The following is a 15,836-nucleotide window of genomic DNA, read 5'->3' as shown; positions in this document are numbered from 1 at the left end:
TCGAGATCGACGTGGCCGGAGGAGACGGCCGTTGCAGACCGGTCCTCTTCCCCCATGGCGACCAACTGCCGCGACGGAGATCACGACAAGCGAGGTAGTCGCCTTAAGCGCTGAGTATGCCGGCGAATGGGGCTTGCGATCAGGCGAGGATGCGGTCGCCGAGGGGGTCGCGGAAGCGTTGTGAGAGAACGGACCTGAGTTGGAGGAACAGCCCCACGTCGCCAGGAAGCACGTGAGTGAGAGCCGCGCTCAGTACTTCGGCTGCCTCAGGGTGGTTCAGGCAGGCGACGAGGTCGGCTTCGTGCTCCTCGGTGAAGACCTCGTTCTTGATTGCCTCTAGCGCGTCGGCCGCACCGCGGATAACGGGGTCGAGCGTGTCCGGGTGGGGGCTTGTGTCCAGTTCCTCGTTCAAGGCGTCCCAGTCCACGCGAGGGCTTGCGGGGTGCGGGCTCCTGGCGATCTGGTCGAAGACGAAGCTGAGACCGAGCGTGCGCTCGTGGACGCGCAGATCGCGTTCGATCGCGGGCACCATCTCAGCCGCGCTGGCGAGGGTCAGGCGGTTTGCCGTTGCGGTCAGGTCGTCCCGAATCATTCGCGCTACGGCGTCTCGTTGGTCGGCGCCGCCGTCGGCGTACCGCAGAAGGATGCGTAGGGCCCGGTCGAGGTTGAAGGCGGAGAGAGCGTCGAGCACGTGGAGGCCGTGGGCGAGGATTCGCCGGCTCCAACTTGGCCAGGCGCGAGCCATGCCGTCGTCGAGTATGTCGAGGGCGAGTTCGGGGCCGATCGGTAGGTGCTCGCCGATTCGTTCGGCTGCACCTACGTCGATCGTCTCGACGAGTTCGACCACGGCCTGGTGTTCGTGGGCGCGCGGTTCGGCGAACATCCGTCCGGTCGCGAACAACCAGGTGTTGCGCCAGTGCGGGCTCGGCGCGAGGAGACGGAGCCTGTCGATGAGGGTCTCCAGGGGCGCGTCGCTGATTCGCCTCGCCGCCATGAGTTCCTGGAGCGAGCGCACGTCGAAGCCGAAGCCGTCGCTCCTTGGCGCAATGAGGAGGAGCCGCTGCGTTGCTGACTTGATGATCGAATCCAGGACGTCAGAGTGATGCCCGTCAGGCTGAAACTCAGCCTCGTCGAGGATGTGCCAGACGATGTCGCGCAGCTCTGGCTCTGTCAGCACGGCGGTGGAGTGGTCGGCGGTCTCGCTGCGCTGTTGCAGCACGAAACCCGCACGCTCGTGAAGTTGGTGGATGAACGGCTCGTACTTGGTCAGCAAGGTGCGGACCATAGTCGGCTTGTTGCGCTCGCGCCGTACGACGGTGTCGTAGTAGCTCCAGAACAGGCTGTACCGGTCGGGCGCGATGGTCCCGGCACCGTCGACGATGATCGACAAGATGAGCACCTGCAGCGGAGTCCGCAACAGCTTGACGAGGTTCTCATCCTGGGCGGCGTTGCGAAGGGCCACGGTGACCTTGTCGATCCGCTCCTCGTCGCCATTGAGGCGCACCTGGGCGGCCTTGGCTCCGAAGGCGAGCGCTTCGTTGGGGGTGAGGTCGTCCAACGCGACGGTCTCGAACGACGTTGGGTCGATGCTCTCCGTGTAGCCCACTGGTCGCGTGGTGATCACCGCAAGGAGGTCGCATCGGTCTCCCTCGGCGTTGTTGACGAACTCCACCACCCGCTCGATCACGGTGCGCCGGGTCTCGGGCTCGGTGACTTCGTCGAGGCCGTCGAAAACGACAACCCATGGCCAGGCGCGGAGCCAGGAGGTGAGGGTGGCTGGCGTGACGGTTCCGTGGTTCGACTTCTTGCTGATGCGTTCGGACACGTAGCGCATCAGTGATTCGTCGAGCTTGTGGCCCCGCTCCTCCGCGTAATGCGCCAGATCGATGCGCAGTGGCCATCGACGGTGCCGCGGGAGTTCGTGTCCCAGCTTCTGCAGCACGGCCTCGGTGCCGGCGATCACCGCGTCGTGGTTCGCGGCCAGTGCAGTTGATCCTTTGAGTGCGGCCACGCGGTAGGCCTGCACGATCAGTTTGGAGATCGTGGTCTTTCCGTTGCCCGGCTGGCCGGTGAGCACGATGTGCCGCGGCCCGTCTACGGCCGTGATATCTCGGGCGAGGATGTTGTCGCCGCGTCCGAGCACGTGCCCCAGCACGGTGCTCCTGTTTCCTCCTCCTGGGAACGTCACTGGGAGGTCGATTGCGACCTCGTGCACTGGGATGCCTCGGTTGTCGCGGTCGCCGGCGTCATCGAAGTAGACCAGTCCGTCGGAGAGGAGCTCCGTGCGGGCCTGGTCGAGCAACACCGGTTCGCTGTCCTTTACCGGGACATTCCCGGTGAGCTCGGAGATGAAGGTGAACACGTCGCTGGCGGTCAGGAACGCATCGAATCGACGACGTACCGCGTCGCTGGTGCTCAACAGGGCGTCGAGTTGGTTGCCGTCCCAGAATCGGATCGTCTTGATGTGCGCGATCCTCTTGCGTCGCTGGACCTTGTCGAGGATGGCGTTCTGATCGTCGATGTCGCGGCTCGCGTCGTTGAGCTTGTCCCGGTAGGCCTTGATGTTCTTGCGGATCACGTCGTGGCCGCCAGTGTTCTGAACCGGCGTGAGGGCGACATTGGTGATGAAGATGAGCTGGTCGGGCACCGGGTCGCGCGGGTCCTTCTTGTCCCACTCGGACCAGGCGTCGAGCTCCTTCTTCACTTCTCCCCAAAGCCACGAGGCATTGGCGGTCTCCGAGTCGGAGACCTTGTCGTGATGTTTGACCTGGAAGACGGTGTACCCGGTTAGCGTCTCAGATGTGGAACCGTCGGCCGAGCCGAACGTCAGAGACCCCTCGAAGTAGAGGTCGCGGCCGCCGTCCTTTCCTGCGCCCATGACCTGGACTCCCGAGCCGAACTGGGCGATCGCGAGGGCGGCTGCCATCGACTGAAAGGCACCGGGGCTCAGCAACTGCAGCTGGTGCTTCAAGGGCGACTCCAGGATTCGAGGGGACAGCTCAAGGTAGCAACGCCCGGCGACACGGGCTCCCGGTTCTGCAGTCACCACGACGGAGTCAGTGCGGGCCGCCTCTAGCTCCTGGAGGTGTGGGCGGACGAGCTCGACGAGCTGACGGTGCATGAACCGATCGGCATCGGCGACGAGGCCCCGGCTGGCCGAGCGAATCTCTACCGATTCAGTGTTCTTGAGGCGAATTTTCGATCGCCTCGTTTTCGCTGCATCTCGACAGCGGCCGCGATCGTCAGTGCGCCATGTCGACGAAACGGCTGTAGTGACCCTGGAAGGCCACGACGATGTCGCGGGTGGCGCCGTTACGGTGCTTGGCCACGATGAGGTCGGCCTCGCCGGGGCGGGTCGACTCCTTCTCGTAGACGTCGTCGCGGTGCAGCAGGATGACCATGTCGGCGTCCTGCTCGATCGAGCCGGACTCACGCAGGTCGCTCATGGCGGGGCGCTTGTCGGCGCGCTGCTCGGGGCCACGGTTCAGCTGGCTGAGCGCGATGATCGGGATCTCGAGCTCCTTGGCCAGCAGCTTCATCTGGCGCGAGAACTCCGAGACCTCGAGCTGGCGGGACTCGACCTTCTTGCCCGAGCTCATGAGCTGCAGGTAGTCGATGACCATGATCTTGAGGTCGTGCTTCTGCTTGAGCCGGCGGGCCTTCGCGCGGATCTCGGTCATCGTCATGTTGGGCGAGTCGTCGATGAACATCGGCGCCGCGGACACCTTCGCCACGTGACGGGCGAGGCGGTCCCACTCCTCGGTGCCCATCTTGCCGTTGCGGATGTGGTTGAGCGGGATGCGCGCCTCGGCCGAGAGCAGACGCATCACGATCTCTGAGCGCGTCATCTCCAGGCTGAAGAAGGCGGCGGTCAGGTTGTTGTGGATCGCGGCGGCACGGCAGAAGTCCAGCGCGAGCGTGGACTTGCCCATGGCGGGACGGGCGGCGACGACGATCATCTGGCCCGAGTGCAGACCGTTGGTGAGCTCGTCGAGGTCGGCGAAGCCGGTGGGCACGCCGTAGATGCCGGCCTCGCGGTTCTCGATGGCCTCGATCTCGTCGAGCACCGAGTCCATGATCTCGCTCAGCGGCGAGTAGTCCTCGGCCTTGCGACGGTCGGTGACCTGGTAGATCTCGGCCTGGGCCTCGTTGACGATGGCGTCGACCTCGCCCTCGCCGGCGTAGCCGATCTGCACGATCTTGGTGCCGGCGTTCACCAGGCGCCGCAGGATCGCCTTCTCGCGCACGATCTCGGCGTAGAAGCCGGCGTTGGCGGCGATCGGGACGTTGGCGGCGAGGGTGTGCAGGTAGGGCGCTCCGCCGATGCGCTGCAGCTCGCCGCGACGCTGCAGCTCGCCGGCGACGGTGACCATGTCGGCCGGCTCGCCGCGGCTGTAGAGGTCGAGGATGACGTCGTGGATCGACTCGTGGGCCGGGCGGTAGTAGTCGGGCCCACGCAGCACCTCGACGACGTCGGCGATGGCGTCCTTGCTGATGAGCATGGCGCCCAGCACCGACTGCTCGGCGGCCATGTCCTGCGGGGGCGTGCGCCCACCCGAGGGAGCCTCGCCGGGGGCGTAGGACGCCGGACCGTCGCCCCACTCCTGGGGCGGCTCGGCCATCCAGGCCGGGGGGTCGTCGGTGAGACTCACCGGGCCCACCTCCTCACCTGTCCGAGCACCTGTCGCATCGATGTCGCCGAGCCTGCCTCAGGGGTCCGACACAACCCGGGGCAGCGCCCGGGACAATGGGCGGATGCGGGCCGGGCGCGGGGTCCAGACTGGCGAACCTACGGCCCGGAGGCGAACTCGCGGAAGCGCCTTATCCACAGGGCCTGGGGATAACTGGGGGAGGTCCGTGGACGACACGCTCCCGCCATGTGCACCCAGTGGGGAGAAGCCTGTGGATGGAATGGAGGAGAACCGCTCCGAAAGCGCTCTGACCTGGGGTGATGTGTTCCCACACCTGGGGACGACAAATTCCCTGCACCCGTGCGAGTTCACCCCGTGGTCATCCGGGGGCCGCCGCGGCGCCGCCCGTCGTCGGGACCGTCGACTCCTCGGCGAGTCGCGATTTCCACAGGCTTTCCCCACCGCTGTCAAGTCCCGGACCACGTCCCTGGAACACTCCTCCTTCCTGACCACGGGCCGTCGGTGAGCACCCGTCGCGAGCTCGATCGCGAGATCGCCAGGCTGGCCGTGCCCGCCTTCCTCGCGCTCGTCGCCGAACCCCTCTTCCTGCTCGGCGACGCCGCCGTCGTCGGCCACCTCGGCACCCCCGAGCTGGCCGGGCTCGGAGTGGCCGGCACCGTGCTCACCACCCTGGTGGGCCTGTGCGTCTTCCTCGCCTACGGCACCACGGCGGGGGTCGCGCGCAACCTGGGCGCCGGACGACGCGACGACGCCCTCGCCCAGGGCGTGGACGGACTCTGGCTGGCCGTGCTCATCGGCGTGCCGGTGACGGCGGCGGGCGTCGTCCTCGCGGGGCCGCTGGTGCGCCTGTTCGGAGCCGGCGCGGCGATCGACGACCCGGCGACGACCTACCTGCGGATCGCCATGCTCGGGATCACCCCGCTGCTCCTGCTGCTGGCCGCGACCGGCGTGCTGCGCGGGCTGCAGGACACCCGCACCCCCCTCGTCGTGGCGGTGGCGGGCAATGCCGCCAACCTCGCGCTCAACGTGCTGCTCGTCTTCGGCGCCGGGCCGCTGCCCCGCCTCGGGATCGCCGGCTCGGCCCTCGGCTCGGTGCTGGCCCAGGTCGCCATGGCGCTCGCGCTCGTGCTCGTCGTCGTGCGCGCCGCCCGCGCCGAGGGCGCCTCCCTGCGCCCCGACCGCGCCGGGGTGCGGGCGGCGGCCCGCGCCGGCGTCCCCCTGCTGGTGCGCACGCTCACCCTCCGCGCCTCGATCCTCGTCACCCAGGTGGCCGTCGTGGTCGCCGCCGCAGGTGCGGCCGTGCCGATCGCCACCCACCAGCTGGCGATGGCGCTGTGGGGGTTCCTGGCGTTCGCGCTCGACGCCATCGCGATCGCGGCGCAGGCCATCACGGGGCGCCACCTCGGCGCCGGCGATGTCGGCCAGGTGCGGGCGGCGACCGATCGGATGCTGCGCTGGGGCGTGGCGAGCGGCGCCGTGACGGGCCTGGCGCTGGCGCTGGCGAGCCCGTGGATCGGCGCCCTCTTCAGCCCCGACCCGGACGTGCGGTCAGCACTGGTCCCGGTGCTGATCGTCGCGGCGCTCGCCCAACCCGTGGCGGGTGTCGTGTTCGTGCTCGACGGCGTGCTCATCGGGGCCGGCGACGGACGCTACCTGGCGCGCGCCGGGGTGCTGGTGCTCGGCGGCTACGCTCCGCTCGTGCTCGTCGCCAGCGCCCTAGGCGCCACCCTGCCCTGGGTCTGGGTCGTCTTCGGCGCGGTGTTCATGGGGGGTCGCCTGCTCACCCTCGTGAGGCGTGCCCGCGGGGAAGCCTGGGTCGTCACCGGCGCGGGAGCGACCCCGTGAAGCCGCTGCAGGCGATCGCCTTCGGCGTCCTGCTGCTGGCGCTCGACACGACCAGCCCCGACCCGGGGGCCTTCGACCCGCTCCCCGACCCGCTGGGCTGGTTGTTCCTGCTGCTCGGCCTGTTCGGGCTCACGCGGGCCGGCGACGTCCTCGAGCCCGGACGACGCGGGGTGCTGCGGGTGCTCGGCGTGCTGGCGCTGGTGATCTCGGTGGTGCTCGCCGTGCCCGACGCCGCGCGGTGGCTGGCCGACCAGGACGAGCCCGCCCTCGGGTGGGCGGTCGACCTGCCACGCTTCGCGTTCCTGCTGCTGCTGTGCGAGCAGCTCGGGCGCCGCGCCCACACCGCATCGGCGCGCCTGGCCGCCACGACGTTCGGCCTGCTCACCGCCGCCTTCGCCTTGGTGCTCCTCGCGCCGCCGCTGGCCTTCGGCGCCGGCCTCACCGGTGTGGGCCAGGCCGGCCAGGCCACCGCACAGGCCGCGCAGCTGGCCCTCGTGGTCACCTGCCTCGCCCTCGGTGGACGACGCTGGGCCGGCGCCCCCGATCCGAGTGACGCGACCGGCCCGCGCTGAGCGACCGGCCGACGCGACCCGCGTCAGCCCTGGATGTTGGCCAGCACGAACGCCGCGAGGTCGGCCGCCTGCTGGCGGGGGTCGCCCTCGTAGTCGTTGATCTCGTAGTCGAGGCCGATGTCGACGTTGGCCTCGGCCGAGCAGGCGCGCAGCTCGGCCTCGAGCGGCGGCGCGGCGTTGGTGCGCCACCAGCCCTTGGTGGCGCCGGCGACGTCGTCCGCAGGCTCGACGTTGCCGTCGCTGTCGTCCGGCTGCGGACAGCCGAAGGTGCCCTTCGTGACGTCGGCGGGGCCGGTGAGCTTGACGGTGACCTCGACCTCGGGCGAGGAGAAGGAGCACTCGCTCGTCGTCCACGCCACCCCGGCGTCGTCGTCGTCGCCGCGCTCGGCCTGGCCGGCACCCACGCTGATGCCCATCATCTTGGCGATGTCGCCCTCGGTGATCGTCTCGCAGGCGGCCGGCAGGTTCGAGGCCGGCGCCGCGCTGCTCGGGGCCGCGGACGACGCGGGCTCGCTCGGTGTGGGGTCGTCGCTCGCGCTGGGCGCCGGTGCCGGTGAGGTCGAGCTCCCGGTGGAGTCGGTGTCGTCGTCGCTGCTGCAGCCGCTGACGGCGAGGGCGGCGACGAGGGCCAGGCCGGCGAGGGCGGCGGGGCGAGCGGATCGGGCGGATCGGGCGGGGGTGCGCATGCGTCGGGTCTCCAGGGGAAGGTGAGGAAGGGGTGGAGCAGCCCTCAAAATAGCCGCGTGGCCGGCCCCGGAAGGGCCGGCCACGCGGGTGGAGCGTGATCTGCTGCGATCAGCGATGCCTCGGTGAGGTCAGGCGGGGATCACGTTGAGGGCCACCGCGGCGGACACCTCGTCGTGGAGCTTGACCGACACGTTGTGCGCGCCGAGCGACTTGATCGGGTTGCCGAGGACGATCGTGCGCTTGTCGATCGACTCGCCGGCGGCCTCGCCGAGCGCGGCCGCGATGTCGGCGGTGGTGACGGCGCCGAAGAGGCGACCGCCCTGGCCGGCCTTCACCTTGACGTCGACCGGGCGACCCTCGAGCTTGGACTTGATCTCGACGGCGTGCTCCTCGTTGCGCACCGCGCGGGCGGCACGAGCCGTCTTGATCGCGTCGGCCTGGGCCTGCGCACCGCGGGTCCAGCGGATCGCGAAGCCGCGGGGGATGAGGTAGTTGCGGCCGTAGCCGTCCTTGACCTCCACGACGTCGCCGGGCGCGCCGAGGTTCTCGACCTCCTGGGTCAGGATGATCTTCATGTGTTCAGCTCTCCTTCTCTTGCGCCGAGCTCAGCGGCCGCTGGAGGTGTAGGGCAGCAGCGCGACCTCACGGGCGTTCTTCACCGCGATGGCGATGTCACGCTGGTGCTGGACGCAGTTGCCGGTCACCCGACGGGCGCGGATCTTGCCGCGGTCGGAGATGAACTTCTTGAGCAGCGCGGTGTCCTTGTAGTCGACACCGGTCGCCTTCTCCTTGCAGAACTGGCAAACCTTCTTCTTCGGCTTGCGGACGACTGCCTTCGCCATTGTGGTGCTCCTCCTCAGAGCCCGACCGCGTCAGTCAACGTCGGCCGGAATGGTTGGTGATGCATGGGGCCGGCTCCGTGGTGGAGCCGACTGTGGATCAGAACGGGGGCTCGTCGCCGCCGGAGACGCCCGGGGTGGCCCACGGGTCGTTCGCCGGGGCACCGCCGCCGTAGCCGCCCCCGCCGCCGGCGTTGCCGCCGCCGGACCAGGGGTCGCCCGCGGGTGCGGCGCCGCCGCCACCGGCCGGGGCACCGCCGCCGTAGCCACCGCCGCCGCCGGGCGCCCCGCCGGAGCGGGAGGCGCGGTTGACCTTGGCGGTGGCGTAGCGCAGGGCGGGACCGACCTCCTCGACGTCGATCTCCATGGCGGTGCGCTTCTCGCCCTCACGGGTCTCGTACTGGCGCGACTTCAGCCGGCCGGTGACGATGACCCGCATGCCCTTGGTGAGCGACTCCGCGACGTTCTCGGCGTACTGGCGCCACACGGCGCAGGAGAGGTAGAGGGACTCGCCGTCCTTCCACTCGCCCGACTGGCGGTCGAGGGTGCGCGGGGTCGACGCGATCCGGAAGTTCGCCACGGCCGCACCCGAGGGGGTGAAGCGCAGCTCCGGGTCGTCGACGAGGTTGCCGACGACGGTGATGACGGTCTCGCCTGCCATGGTGTCTCCTGGTGAGGGTGGGTGCGATCGGCTCGGCCCGGATCACTCCGGGCCAGGCCCCCATCGTGTCGTGGACGTCCGACACCGGATAGACCCGGCGCTCGTCGTCCACAGGCACCTGAGTGGCGGCTCGGGTGAGCCGACGCTCAGGACGCGCGGATCAGACGGTGGGGCGCAGCACCTTCGTGCGCAGCACCGACTCGTTGAGCGTCAGCTGACGGTCGAACTCGTCGATCGTCGCGGGCGCCGCGGTGACCTTGAGGATCGCGTAGATGCCTTCGGCGTTCTTCTTGATCTCGTAGGCCAGGCGGCGCTTGCCCCAGACGTCGACGTTGTCGACGGTGCCACCGTCGTTGCGGATGACGTTCAGGTACTTGTCGAGCGACGGCTGGACCGTCCGCTCGTCGAGGCTCGGGTCGAGGATGACCACGACTTCGTAGTTGCGCAAAGCGGTCTCCACCTCCTCTGGACTCAGGCGGCCGCGGACTCTCCGCGGCAGGAGGGCTCTGCATCGTCGGGACCGGTTCGGACCGACCGACATGACCGGCTCCCACGCGGAGAACCGGACGGGGAAGGTTAACAGCGGCGCGCCCGGGCGCACGAATCGCAGGAGGGGCGGCTCACGACGGCGTCGAGCGGCGGCGCCGCGCCGCGACCATGGGGACGACGAGCGCCCGCCCGATCGCCGCGCTCACGCCTGCCCAGAGCCCGATCGCCAGGGTGTCCCAGCCGCCGCGCACCGCGCCGTCGAGGGCGCCGGCCACCAGCAGCACAGCGGCAGCGATCAGTCCCGCCGCCGCCACGTGGACCGCCTGGGAGGGCCGGCGGCGGCACAGGAGGTGGAGGACGAGCGCGACGACGAGACCCAGGCCGGCCGCGCTCGGCACCGCCACGACCAGCACGATCAGCAGCGTGCCGAGGTAGGAGTAGCTCTCGTCCGAGTCGGCGAGGGTGAGCAGGCCTGCGGCGCCGACCGACCAGACGAGCACGGTCGCCAGGGTCGCGAGCGCGTAGCCGAGGGCACCCGGCTCGTGCGGGCCGGCGGGCGCGGCGGCGGGGCCGGTGGGATCCGCGGGGCCGGTGGGCTCGCGGGGGTCGGTGCCGGCGGAGGTGCTCATGGTTGCTCCCGAGAGGGCAGGACGAGTGGGACGGGCCAGGGCCCGGACCACGGGTCGGATCATCGTGTCACCCGGGCCGCGGGCCGGGCCGTCGTCCTCCCCAGGCTGAGCGTGTCGAAACGCGCGCGTGACATCGAGACGCCACGATCGCCCCATGAGCAGCACAGCGCCCCGCAGCGGACACGTGGTGGTGTGCGGGCTGCACGACGAGGGCCTGCGGGTGGTCGAGCAGCTGCATCGCGCCGGCGTGCCCGTCGTCATGGTCGACGACGCCCCCGACCCGCGGCTGGTGCCCGCCCTCGAGGCGCTCGGCATCGCCTACGTGGACGGCGACTCCCGCCGCGCCGAGACGCTCGAGGCCGCCGGGATCGAGCAGGCGATCGCGCTGATCTGCGCGGAGTCCAACGACGTCCACACGCTCGCCACCGCCCTGCTGGTGCGCGAGCTGCGGCCGCGGATGCGGGTCGTCGTCCAGCTGCGCAACGCCGCCGTGGGGCGCGCGCTCGAGGGCATCGGCGTGGCGGTGCTCGACGTCGCCGGACTCTCCGCGCCCTCGGTGGTGGAGGCCTGCCTGCAGTCGACCGCGCACCCGCTCGAGCTCGGCGGCACGACGTTCGCGGTGCAGCGGGTCACCAGCCCGCGGGCGGGCTCCCTGCGCGAGGTGTTCGGCGACCTCACGCCGCTCGCGGTCGTGCCGACCGACGGCACCACCGAGCTGGCGCCGGGTCGCGACCGCGCGGTGGCGATGCACGACGGCGTCGTGCTGCTCGGGACGCCCGAGGAGCTCGCCGCGGCTGATCTCACCGCCGCGCCGCGGGCGAGGACGACGCGCACCCGCCCCGAGCGCGTCGGGGCCCGGGCGCCGCGACCGGCCGATGCGGCGGCGCGGCCGGGGCGTCGTCCGGCGCTCGTGGCGGCGGTGCTTCGTGGGGCCGACCGTCGGCTGAAGATCGCGCTCGGCTCGCTCGTGGGCCTGGCCGCGCTGTCGGTGACGATCCTGATGGTGGGCTACCGCGAGCCCGACGGCACGCGGATGTCGGCGCTCGACGCCCTCTACTTCACCGTGGAGACGATCGGCACGGTCGGCTTCGGCGACTTCTACTTCCGCGACCAGCACGCGTGGCTGCGCGGATGGGCGATCGTGCTGATGGTCGTCGGCGCCACATTGGCCACGGTCACCTTCGCCCTGCTCACCAACGCGCTCATCAGCCGCACGATCGCCACCTCGCTGGGCCAGCGCCGCATCACCGGGCTCGTCGATCACGTGGTGGTGGTCGGCGCGGGCTCCATCGGCATCGGCGTCATCGACCTGCTGCTGCGCGACGGCATCGAGGTGGTGGTCGTCGAGCGCGATCCCGAGGGCCGCGTCCTCGCGCAGCTGCGCCAGCGCAGGGTGCCGGTGGTGGTCGCCGACGCCACGCAGCCCGCCGTCCTCGCCTCGGTGCGCCTCGAGCACGCCCGCGCGGTGGCGGTGCTGACCAACGACGACCTCGCCAACATCGAGACCGGCCTCGCGGTGCGCGACCTGCTGGGGGAGCGCTGGGCGAGCGTGCCCGTCGTCCTGCGGCTGTTCGATCGGGGTCTGGCCCGCACCGTGCAGGGCAGCTTCGGCTTCACCCACGTGCGCTCGCCCGCCGCGCTGGCCGCGCCGTGGTTCGTCGGCGCGGCCCTCGGGCTCGACGTGCTCGGCACCTTCTACGTCGGCGACCAGCCCCTGCTGGTCGCCCGCCTCACCGTGGACGACGGTCCGTTGGTCGGGCGGCCGATGGGCGAGCTGTCAGCCCGCATCCGGGTCGTGCACCTCGTGCGCGCCGATGGCACCGCTGAGCACCCTCCGCGGCGCGGCACCCGCGTCGCCGCCGGCGACACCGCCCATCTCATCGGCCCCTACGACGAGCTGCTGCTGTTCCTCAGGTCGGCGGCGCACTCGGCGGTGTGAGTCGGCTGCCGCGCGCGGTCGCGGCGCAGGAGCACGAGCGGCACGACCGCGGCGCGGCCGGTCGCCGTCGCCGCCCCGGCGACGCCCGCCCAGACGCCGACGAGCGAGAGGCCCGGCCACTCGCCGGCGGTCAGGAGCGCGAGGGCGGCGCCGGTGATCGCGCCCGCCGCTCCGGCGGCCGCCACATGCACGCTCTGCCGGTGCACCCGACGGCAGGCGAGGTGCACCACGGTGACGCCGGCGACGGCGAACGGGAACGAGTGGAAGCCGGCGAGGACCGTGATCAGCGCCGACCACTCCGCGGTGGTCGCCACGGCCTGCCACGGCGTCGCGGCGGCGAGGTCGCCGGCGGCAGGCAGGGCCAAGCCGGTGCCGACGAGATTGCAGGACACCCACCACGCGAGCAGGTAACCCTCCGGCCCGGGGTGGTGGGGGCCGGGGGGGTGGGGGCTGGGGTGGTGGAGGCCGGGGTGGTGGGGGCCGGCGTGGGGCACCGGGGTGTGCGGCACGGCCACGGGTCCGCTCCGAGGGGGTTGCGCCGGGAGGCGGGTGCGGGTGACGTCGTCCACGGGGGCTCCTGGGGGAAGTTTGAGCGATCGCTCAAAACCATCCCACGACTTGAGCGATCGCTCAAGCACCCTCAGGATCAGGCCGTGACGACGAAGGAACGACTGCTCGCCGCGACGCTGCGGGTGCTGGCCGAGCAGGGCATCGCGAAGGTCTCGGCGCGCACGATCGCGGCGGAGGCGGGCGTCAACCAGGCGCTCGTCTTCTACCACTACGGCTCGATCGACGACCTGCTCGCGGCGGCGTGCGACGCCGGCTCGGCCGCACGCGTCGACGCGCACCGCGACGCCGTTGCCCGTGTCGGCTCGGTCGCCGAGCTCGTAGCCCTCGCCCGCCGCATCCACGCCGAGGAGCGACGCGAGGGGTCGGTGGCCGTGATCGGGCAGCTGCTCGCGGGCGCCTCCTCGCACCCGACCCTCGCGGAGCCGACGGCCCGCGGGCTCGAGCGGTGGGTCGTGGAGGTCGAGCGCACCCTCACCCGACTCCTCAGCGCGACCGTGCTCGCCGACCTACCCCCCGACCACCCCTCGGCCGTGGACGTCGCGGGCCTGGCGCGCGCGCTCAGCGCGGCCTTCGTGGGACTCGAGCTCTACGAGGGCGTGGACGCCGCCGGCGCTGACGCCGCCTTCGACGCGCTCGAGCAGGTGGCCCGCCTCGTCGGCGTCCTCGAGCAGCTCGGACCGCTCGAGCGGGCGGCCGTGCGGCGGCGGCTGCGGCGAGGTTGACCGCGCGCGCAGGGCCCGGTGGCCGTCGTCCGCGAGGCGCTGGGATGCGCCGATTGGTGGCAAACCGCACCGAAATGCCGGGAAATGTTGGGGATTGGCGCCAAACCGCAACCCCCGGCCCGGTCGGACCCCCTCCCTACAGTGGACGCCATGACAGCCCTGCGCATCGGCGCCCACGTCGACCAGACCGACCCCGTCGCCGAGGCGGTGGCGCGGCAAGCGCCGCTGGTGCAGTTCTTCCTGGGCGACCCGCAGTCCTACAAGGGTCCGGTGCTGGCTTACGAGGGCGGGGCGGCGGCGCTGAAGCAGGCGGCGGCCGAGGCCGGGGTCGACCTCTACGTGCACGCCCCCTACCTCATCAACGTGGCCACCACGAACAACCGCCAGCGCATCCCGAGCCGCAAGCTGCTGCAGCAGCACATGGACGCCGCGGCCGAGCTGGGTGCGAAGGGCCTGATCGTGCACGGCGGCCACGTCACCGACGACGACGACCCGGCGAAGGGCTTCGACAACTGGCGCAAGGCCATCGAGGCCACCGACATCAAGATCCCGCTCCTCATCGAGAACACCGCCGGCGGCACGAACGCGATGACGCGCTACCTCGACCGCATCAAGGGCACGTGGGAGGCGATCAGCAGCGCCGAGGGCGCCGACATGGTCGGTTTCTGCCTCGACACCTGCCACGCCCACGCGGGCGGCAACGCGCTGGAGACGATCGTGGACGACGTCCTGGCCATCACCGGTCGCATCGACCTCGTGCACGCCAACGACAGCCGCGACGCCTTCGACTCCGGCGCCGACCGGCACGCCAACTTCGGGGCCGGCCAGATCGATCCCGACCTGCTCGCCCAGGTCATCGCGGACGCCGGCGCGCCGGTGGTGTGCGAGACGCCGGGCGGCGTCGAGGCGCACGTCGCCGACTTCGCCTGGCTGCGCGAGCGGATCTCGCAGGGCGCCTCGTCGTGAGCGCACTGCCCACCCCTCCCCCGCCGGGCGAGGGCCGCGAGGTCGTCGAGTGGGTGGCCGCCCACCTGGGCGACCTCGCCCTCGAGGGACCCGAGGGCATCCGCCCGGGCGGTCACCGCGGCGGCCAGATGGCCGCGGACGCCGCGCTGGCCGCACTCGAGGTCAAGGGCTATGCGGCGCGGCGCAGCAACGTGCTCCCGGCGGGCAGCCGGGGCGCCACCCGCCTGTCCCCCTACATCCGCCACGGCCTCATCACGCTGCGCGACGCCTGGGACGCCGCCGCCGACGCCCCGGCCCGCGACCGCGACAAGTTCCGCGACGAGCTGATGTGGCAGGAGTACGCCCGCCATCTCTACGCCCGCACCGGCACCGCCCTCGGGCGTGCCCTGCGCAACGAGCAGCCGGGCGCCGCCGACCCCTGGCCCGAGCCCTGGCCGCGCGAGATGGCCTGCATGGACGCCGTCACCACCGAGCTCGAGGACGACGGGTGGCTGGTCAACCAGACCCGCATGTGGATGGCCTCGCAGTGGGCCGTGCGGGCCGGGGCCGACTGGCGCCGCGGCGAGGACCTCTTCTTCACCCACCTGCTCGACGGCTCACGCGCCGCCAACCGCCTCGGCTGGCAGTGGACCGTGGGCACCGGCTCGGGCAAGCCCTACGGCTTCAGCCGCTGGCAGGTCGAGAAGCGCGCCCCGCAGCTGTGCGCCTCCTGCCCGCTCGCGGCGCGCTGCCCGATCGAGAAGTGGCCCGACACGCCCCCGGCCCCCGAGGTGCCCGAGGGCGGCGCGCCCTACCTCGGCCGCGGCGACATCCCCGCCGGCCCGGCGCAGGTCGAGGGCGGCGGTGCCGAGGAGGTGTGGCTGACCGCCGAGTCCCTCGGCGACGACGACCCCGCCCTGGCCGCCGACCTCGAGCGGCCCGCGGTGTTCGTCTTCGACGAGCCGCTGCTGCGCCGTCTGCGTCTGTCGGGCAAGCGGCTGGTGTTCCTCGCCGAGACCCTCGGCGACTTCGCCACCCGCGGCCCCCTGGAGGTGCGCCGCGGCGACGTCGCCGCCGAACTGGCGGGGCGCTCCCTGGCCGTCACCCACGCTCCCGTGCCCGGCTTCGCCCGACGCAGTGCGGCGGTGGGTCCCGTCGAGGTGCACCCGTGGCCGTGGCTGACGCGACCCAAGGCGGCGCCGGTGCGCTCGTTCACCGCGTGGCGCAAGAGCGTCGGCTCGCCGCGCTGAGCCCGGCACCGGCGAGCCCGGCCCCGCGGCGTCCTC

General features: G+C 71.7%; 15 protein-coding genes. 6 read left to right on the top strand and 9 right to left on the bottom strand.

From position 1 onward, the window contains the following. Positions 1–139: 139 nt before the first annotated feature. Both ACERUN_RS08035 and dnaB read right to left on the bottom strand, forming a co-directional pair. Positions 140–2,971 (bottom strand): NACHT domain-containing NTPase, encoded by a 2,832-nt coding sequence (locus tag ACERUN_RS08035; RefSeq protein ID WP_370289347.1) that lies wholly within the window; start codon positions 2,969–2,971, stop codon positions 140–142. A 271-nt stretch (positions 2,972–3,242) separates the two neighbouring features. Continuing rightward, positions 3,243–4,622, bottom strand: coding sequence for a replicative DNA helicase (gene dnaB / locus ACERUN_RS08030; protein WP_370289401.1), 1,380 nt, complete (start codon positions 4,620–4,622; stop codon positions 3,243–3,245). Positions 4,623–5,153: 531 nt separating this feature from the next. Here dnaB and ACERUN_RS08025 point away from each other — a divergent pair. Further along, the gene (locus ACERUN_RS08025; protein WP_370289345.1) at positions 5,154–6,497 is read left to right on the top strand and encodes an MATE family efflux transporter; all 1,344 of its coding nucleotides are present in this window, start codon (positions 5,154–5,156) and stop codon (positions 6,495–6,497) included. Continuing rightward, on the top strand, positions 6,494–7,069 hold the full coding sequence (locus ACERUN_RS08020) for a hypothetical protein (protein ID WP_370289344.1): 576 nt from the start codon (positions 6,494–6,496) through the stop codon (positions 7,067–7,069). The genes ACERUN_RS08025 and ACERUN_RS08020 overlap by 4 nt, the downstream gene beginning before the upstream one ends. Before the next feature lie 23 nt (positions 7,070–7,092). On the opposite strand, the gene ACERUN_RS08015 is transcribed toward ACERUN_RS08020, so the two are convergent. The 6 genes from ACERUN_RS08015 to ACERUN_RS07990 form a co-directional block, all read right to left on the bottom strand. Next, entirely contained in the window at positions 7,093–7,755 is a 663-nt protein-coding gene (locus ACERUN_RS08015; RefSeq protein WP_370289343.1) for a hypothetical protein, read from the bottom strand. Between the two features lie 129 nt (positions 7,756–7,884). Further along, a complete protein-coding gene (rplI, locus tag ACERUN_RS08010) occupies positions 7,885–8,331 on the bottom strand; it encodes a 50S ribosomal protein L9 (protein WP_370289342.1) in 447 nt (148 codons plus the stop codon). A 30-nt stretch (positions 8,332–8,361) separates the two neighbouring features. Then, complete coding sequence (gene rpsR, locus ACERUN_RS08005) at positions 8,362–8,598, bottom strand: 30S ribosomal protein S18 (protein WP_036543922.1); 237 nt, start codon at positions 8,596–8,598, stop codon at positions 8,362–8,364. Between the two features lie 97 nt (positions 8,599–8,695). Next, on the bottom strand, positions 8,696–9,256 hold the full coding sequence (locus ACERUN_RS08000; RefSeq protein ID WP_370289340.1) for a single-stranded DNA-binding protein: 561 nt from the start codon (positions 9,254–9,256) through the stop codon (positions 8,696–8,698). 160 nt (positions 9,257–9,416) lie between these two features. Further along, positions 9,417–9,704 (bottom strand): 30S ribosomal protein S6, encoded by a 288-nt coding sequence (gene rpsF, locus ACERUN_RS07995; RefSeq protein WP_370289339.1) that lies wholly within the window; start codon positions 9,702–9,704, stop codon positions 9,417–9,419. A gap of 172 nt (positions 9,705–9,876) precedes the next feature. Further along, positions 9,877–10,374, bottom strand: a complete 498-nt coding sequence (locus tag ACERUN_RS07990; protein WP_370289338.1) for a hypothetical protein — start codon at positions 10,372–10,374, stop codon at positions 9,877–9,879. Between the two features lie 154 nt (positions 10,375–10,528). Here ACERUN_RS07990 and ACERUN_RS07985 point away from each other — a divergent pair, with 154 nt between their 5' ends. Continuing rightward, positions 10,529–12,313, top strand: coding sequence for an NAD-binding protein (locus tag ACERUN_RS07985; protein WP_370289337.1), 1,785 nt, complete (start codon positions 10,529–10,531; stop codon positions 12,311–12,313). Here the strand turns inward: ACERUN_RS07985 and ACERUN_RS07980 are convergent. Beyond that, positions 12,262–12,882, bottom strand: a complete 621-nt coding sequence (locus ACERUN_RS07980; protein WP_370289336.1) for a hypothetical protein — start codon at positions 12,880–12,882, stop codon at positions 12,262–12,264. The two genes, ACERUN_RS07985 and ACERUN_RS07980, sit on opposite strands and share 52 nt — an antisense overlap. An 84-nt stretch (positions 12,883–12,966) precedes the next feature. On the opposite strand from ACERUN_RS07980, the gene ACERUN_RS07975 reads away from it, so the two are divergent. The 3 genes from ACERUN_RS07975 to ACERUN_RS07965 all read left to right on the top strand — a co-directional run bounded on the left by ACERUN_RS07975 (position 12,967) and on the right by ACERUN_RS07965 (position 15,800). Then, the gene (locus ACERUN_RS07975; RefSeq protein ID WP_370289335.1) at positions 12,967–13,605 is read left to right on the top strand and encodes a TetR/AcrR family transcriptional regulator; all 639 of its coding nucleotides are present in this window, start codon (positions 12,967–12,969) and stop codon (positions 13,603–13,605) included. Between the two features lie 150 nt (positions 13,606–13,755). Next, the gene (locus ACERUN_RS07970) at positions 13,756–14,571 is read left to right on the top strand and encodes a deoxyribonuclease IV (protein WP_370289334.1); all 816 of its coding nucleotides are present in this window, start codon (positions 13,756–13,758) and stop codon (positions 14,569–14,571) included. Continuing rightward, complete coding sequence (locus tag ACERUN_RS07965) at positions 14,568–15,800, top strand: FAD-binding domain-containing protein (RefSeq protein WP_370289333.1); 1,233 nt, start codon at positions 14,568–14,570, stop codon at positions 15,798–15,800. Before ACERUN_RS07970 ends, ACERUN_RS07965 begins: the two co-directional genes overlap by 4 nt. The last annotated feature ends 36 nt before the right edge of the window (positions 15,801–15,836 follow it).

The sequence above is a fragment of the Nocardioides sp. genome, from assembly GCF_964229035.1.
In the GTDB taxonomy this organism is placed as follows: domain Bacteria; phylum Actinomycetota; class Actinomycetes; order Propionibacteriales; family Nocardioidaceae; genus Nocardioides.
The sequence above is the reverse complement of the archived record's forward strand: the minus strand, read 5'-3'. Positions and strand labels throughout refer to the sequence as shown.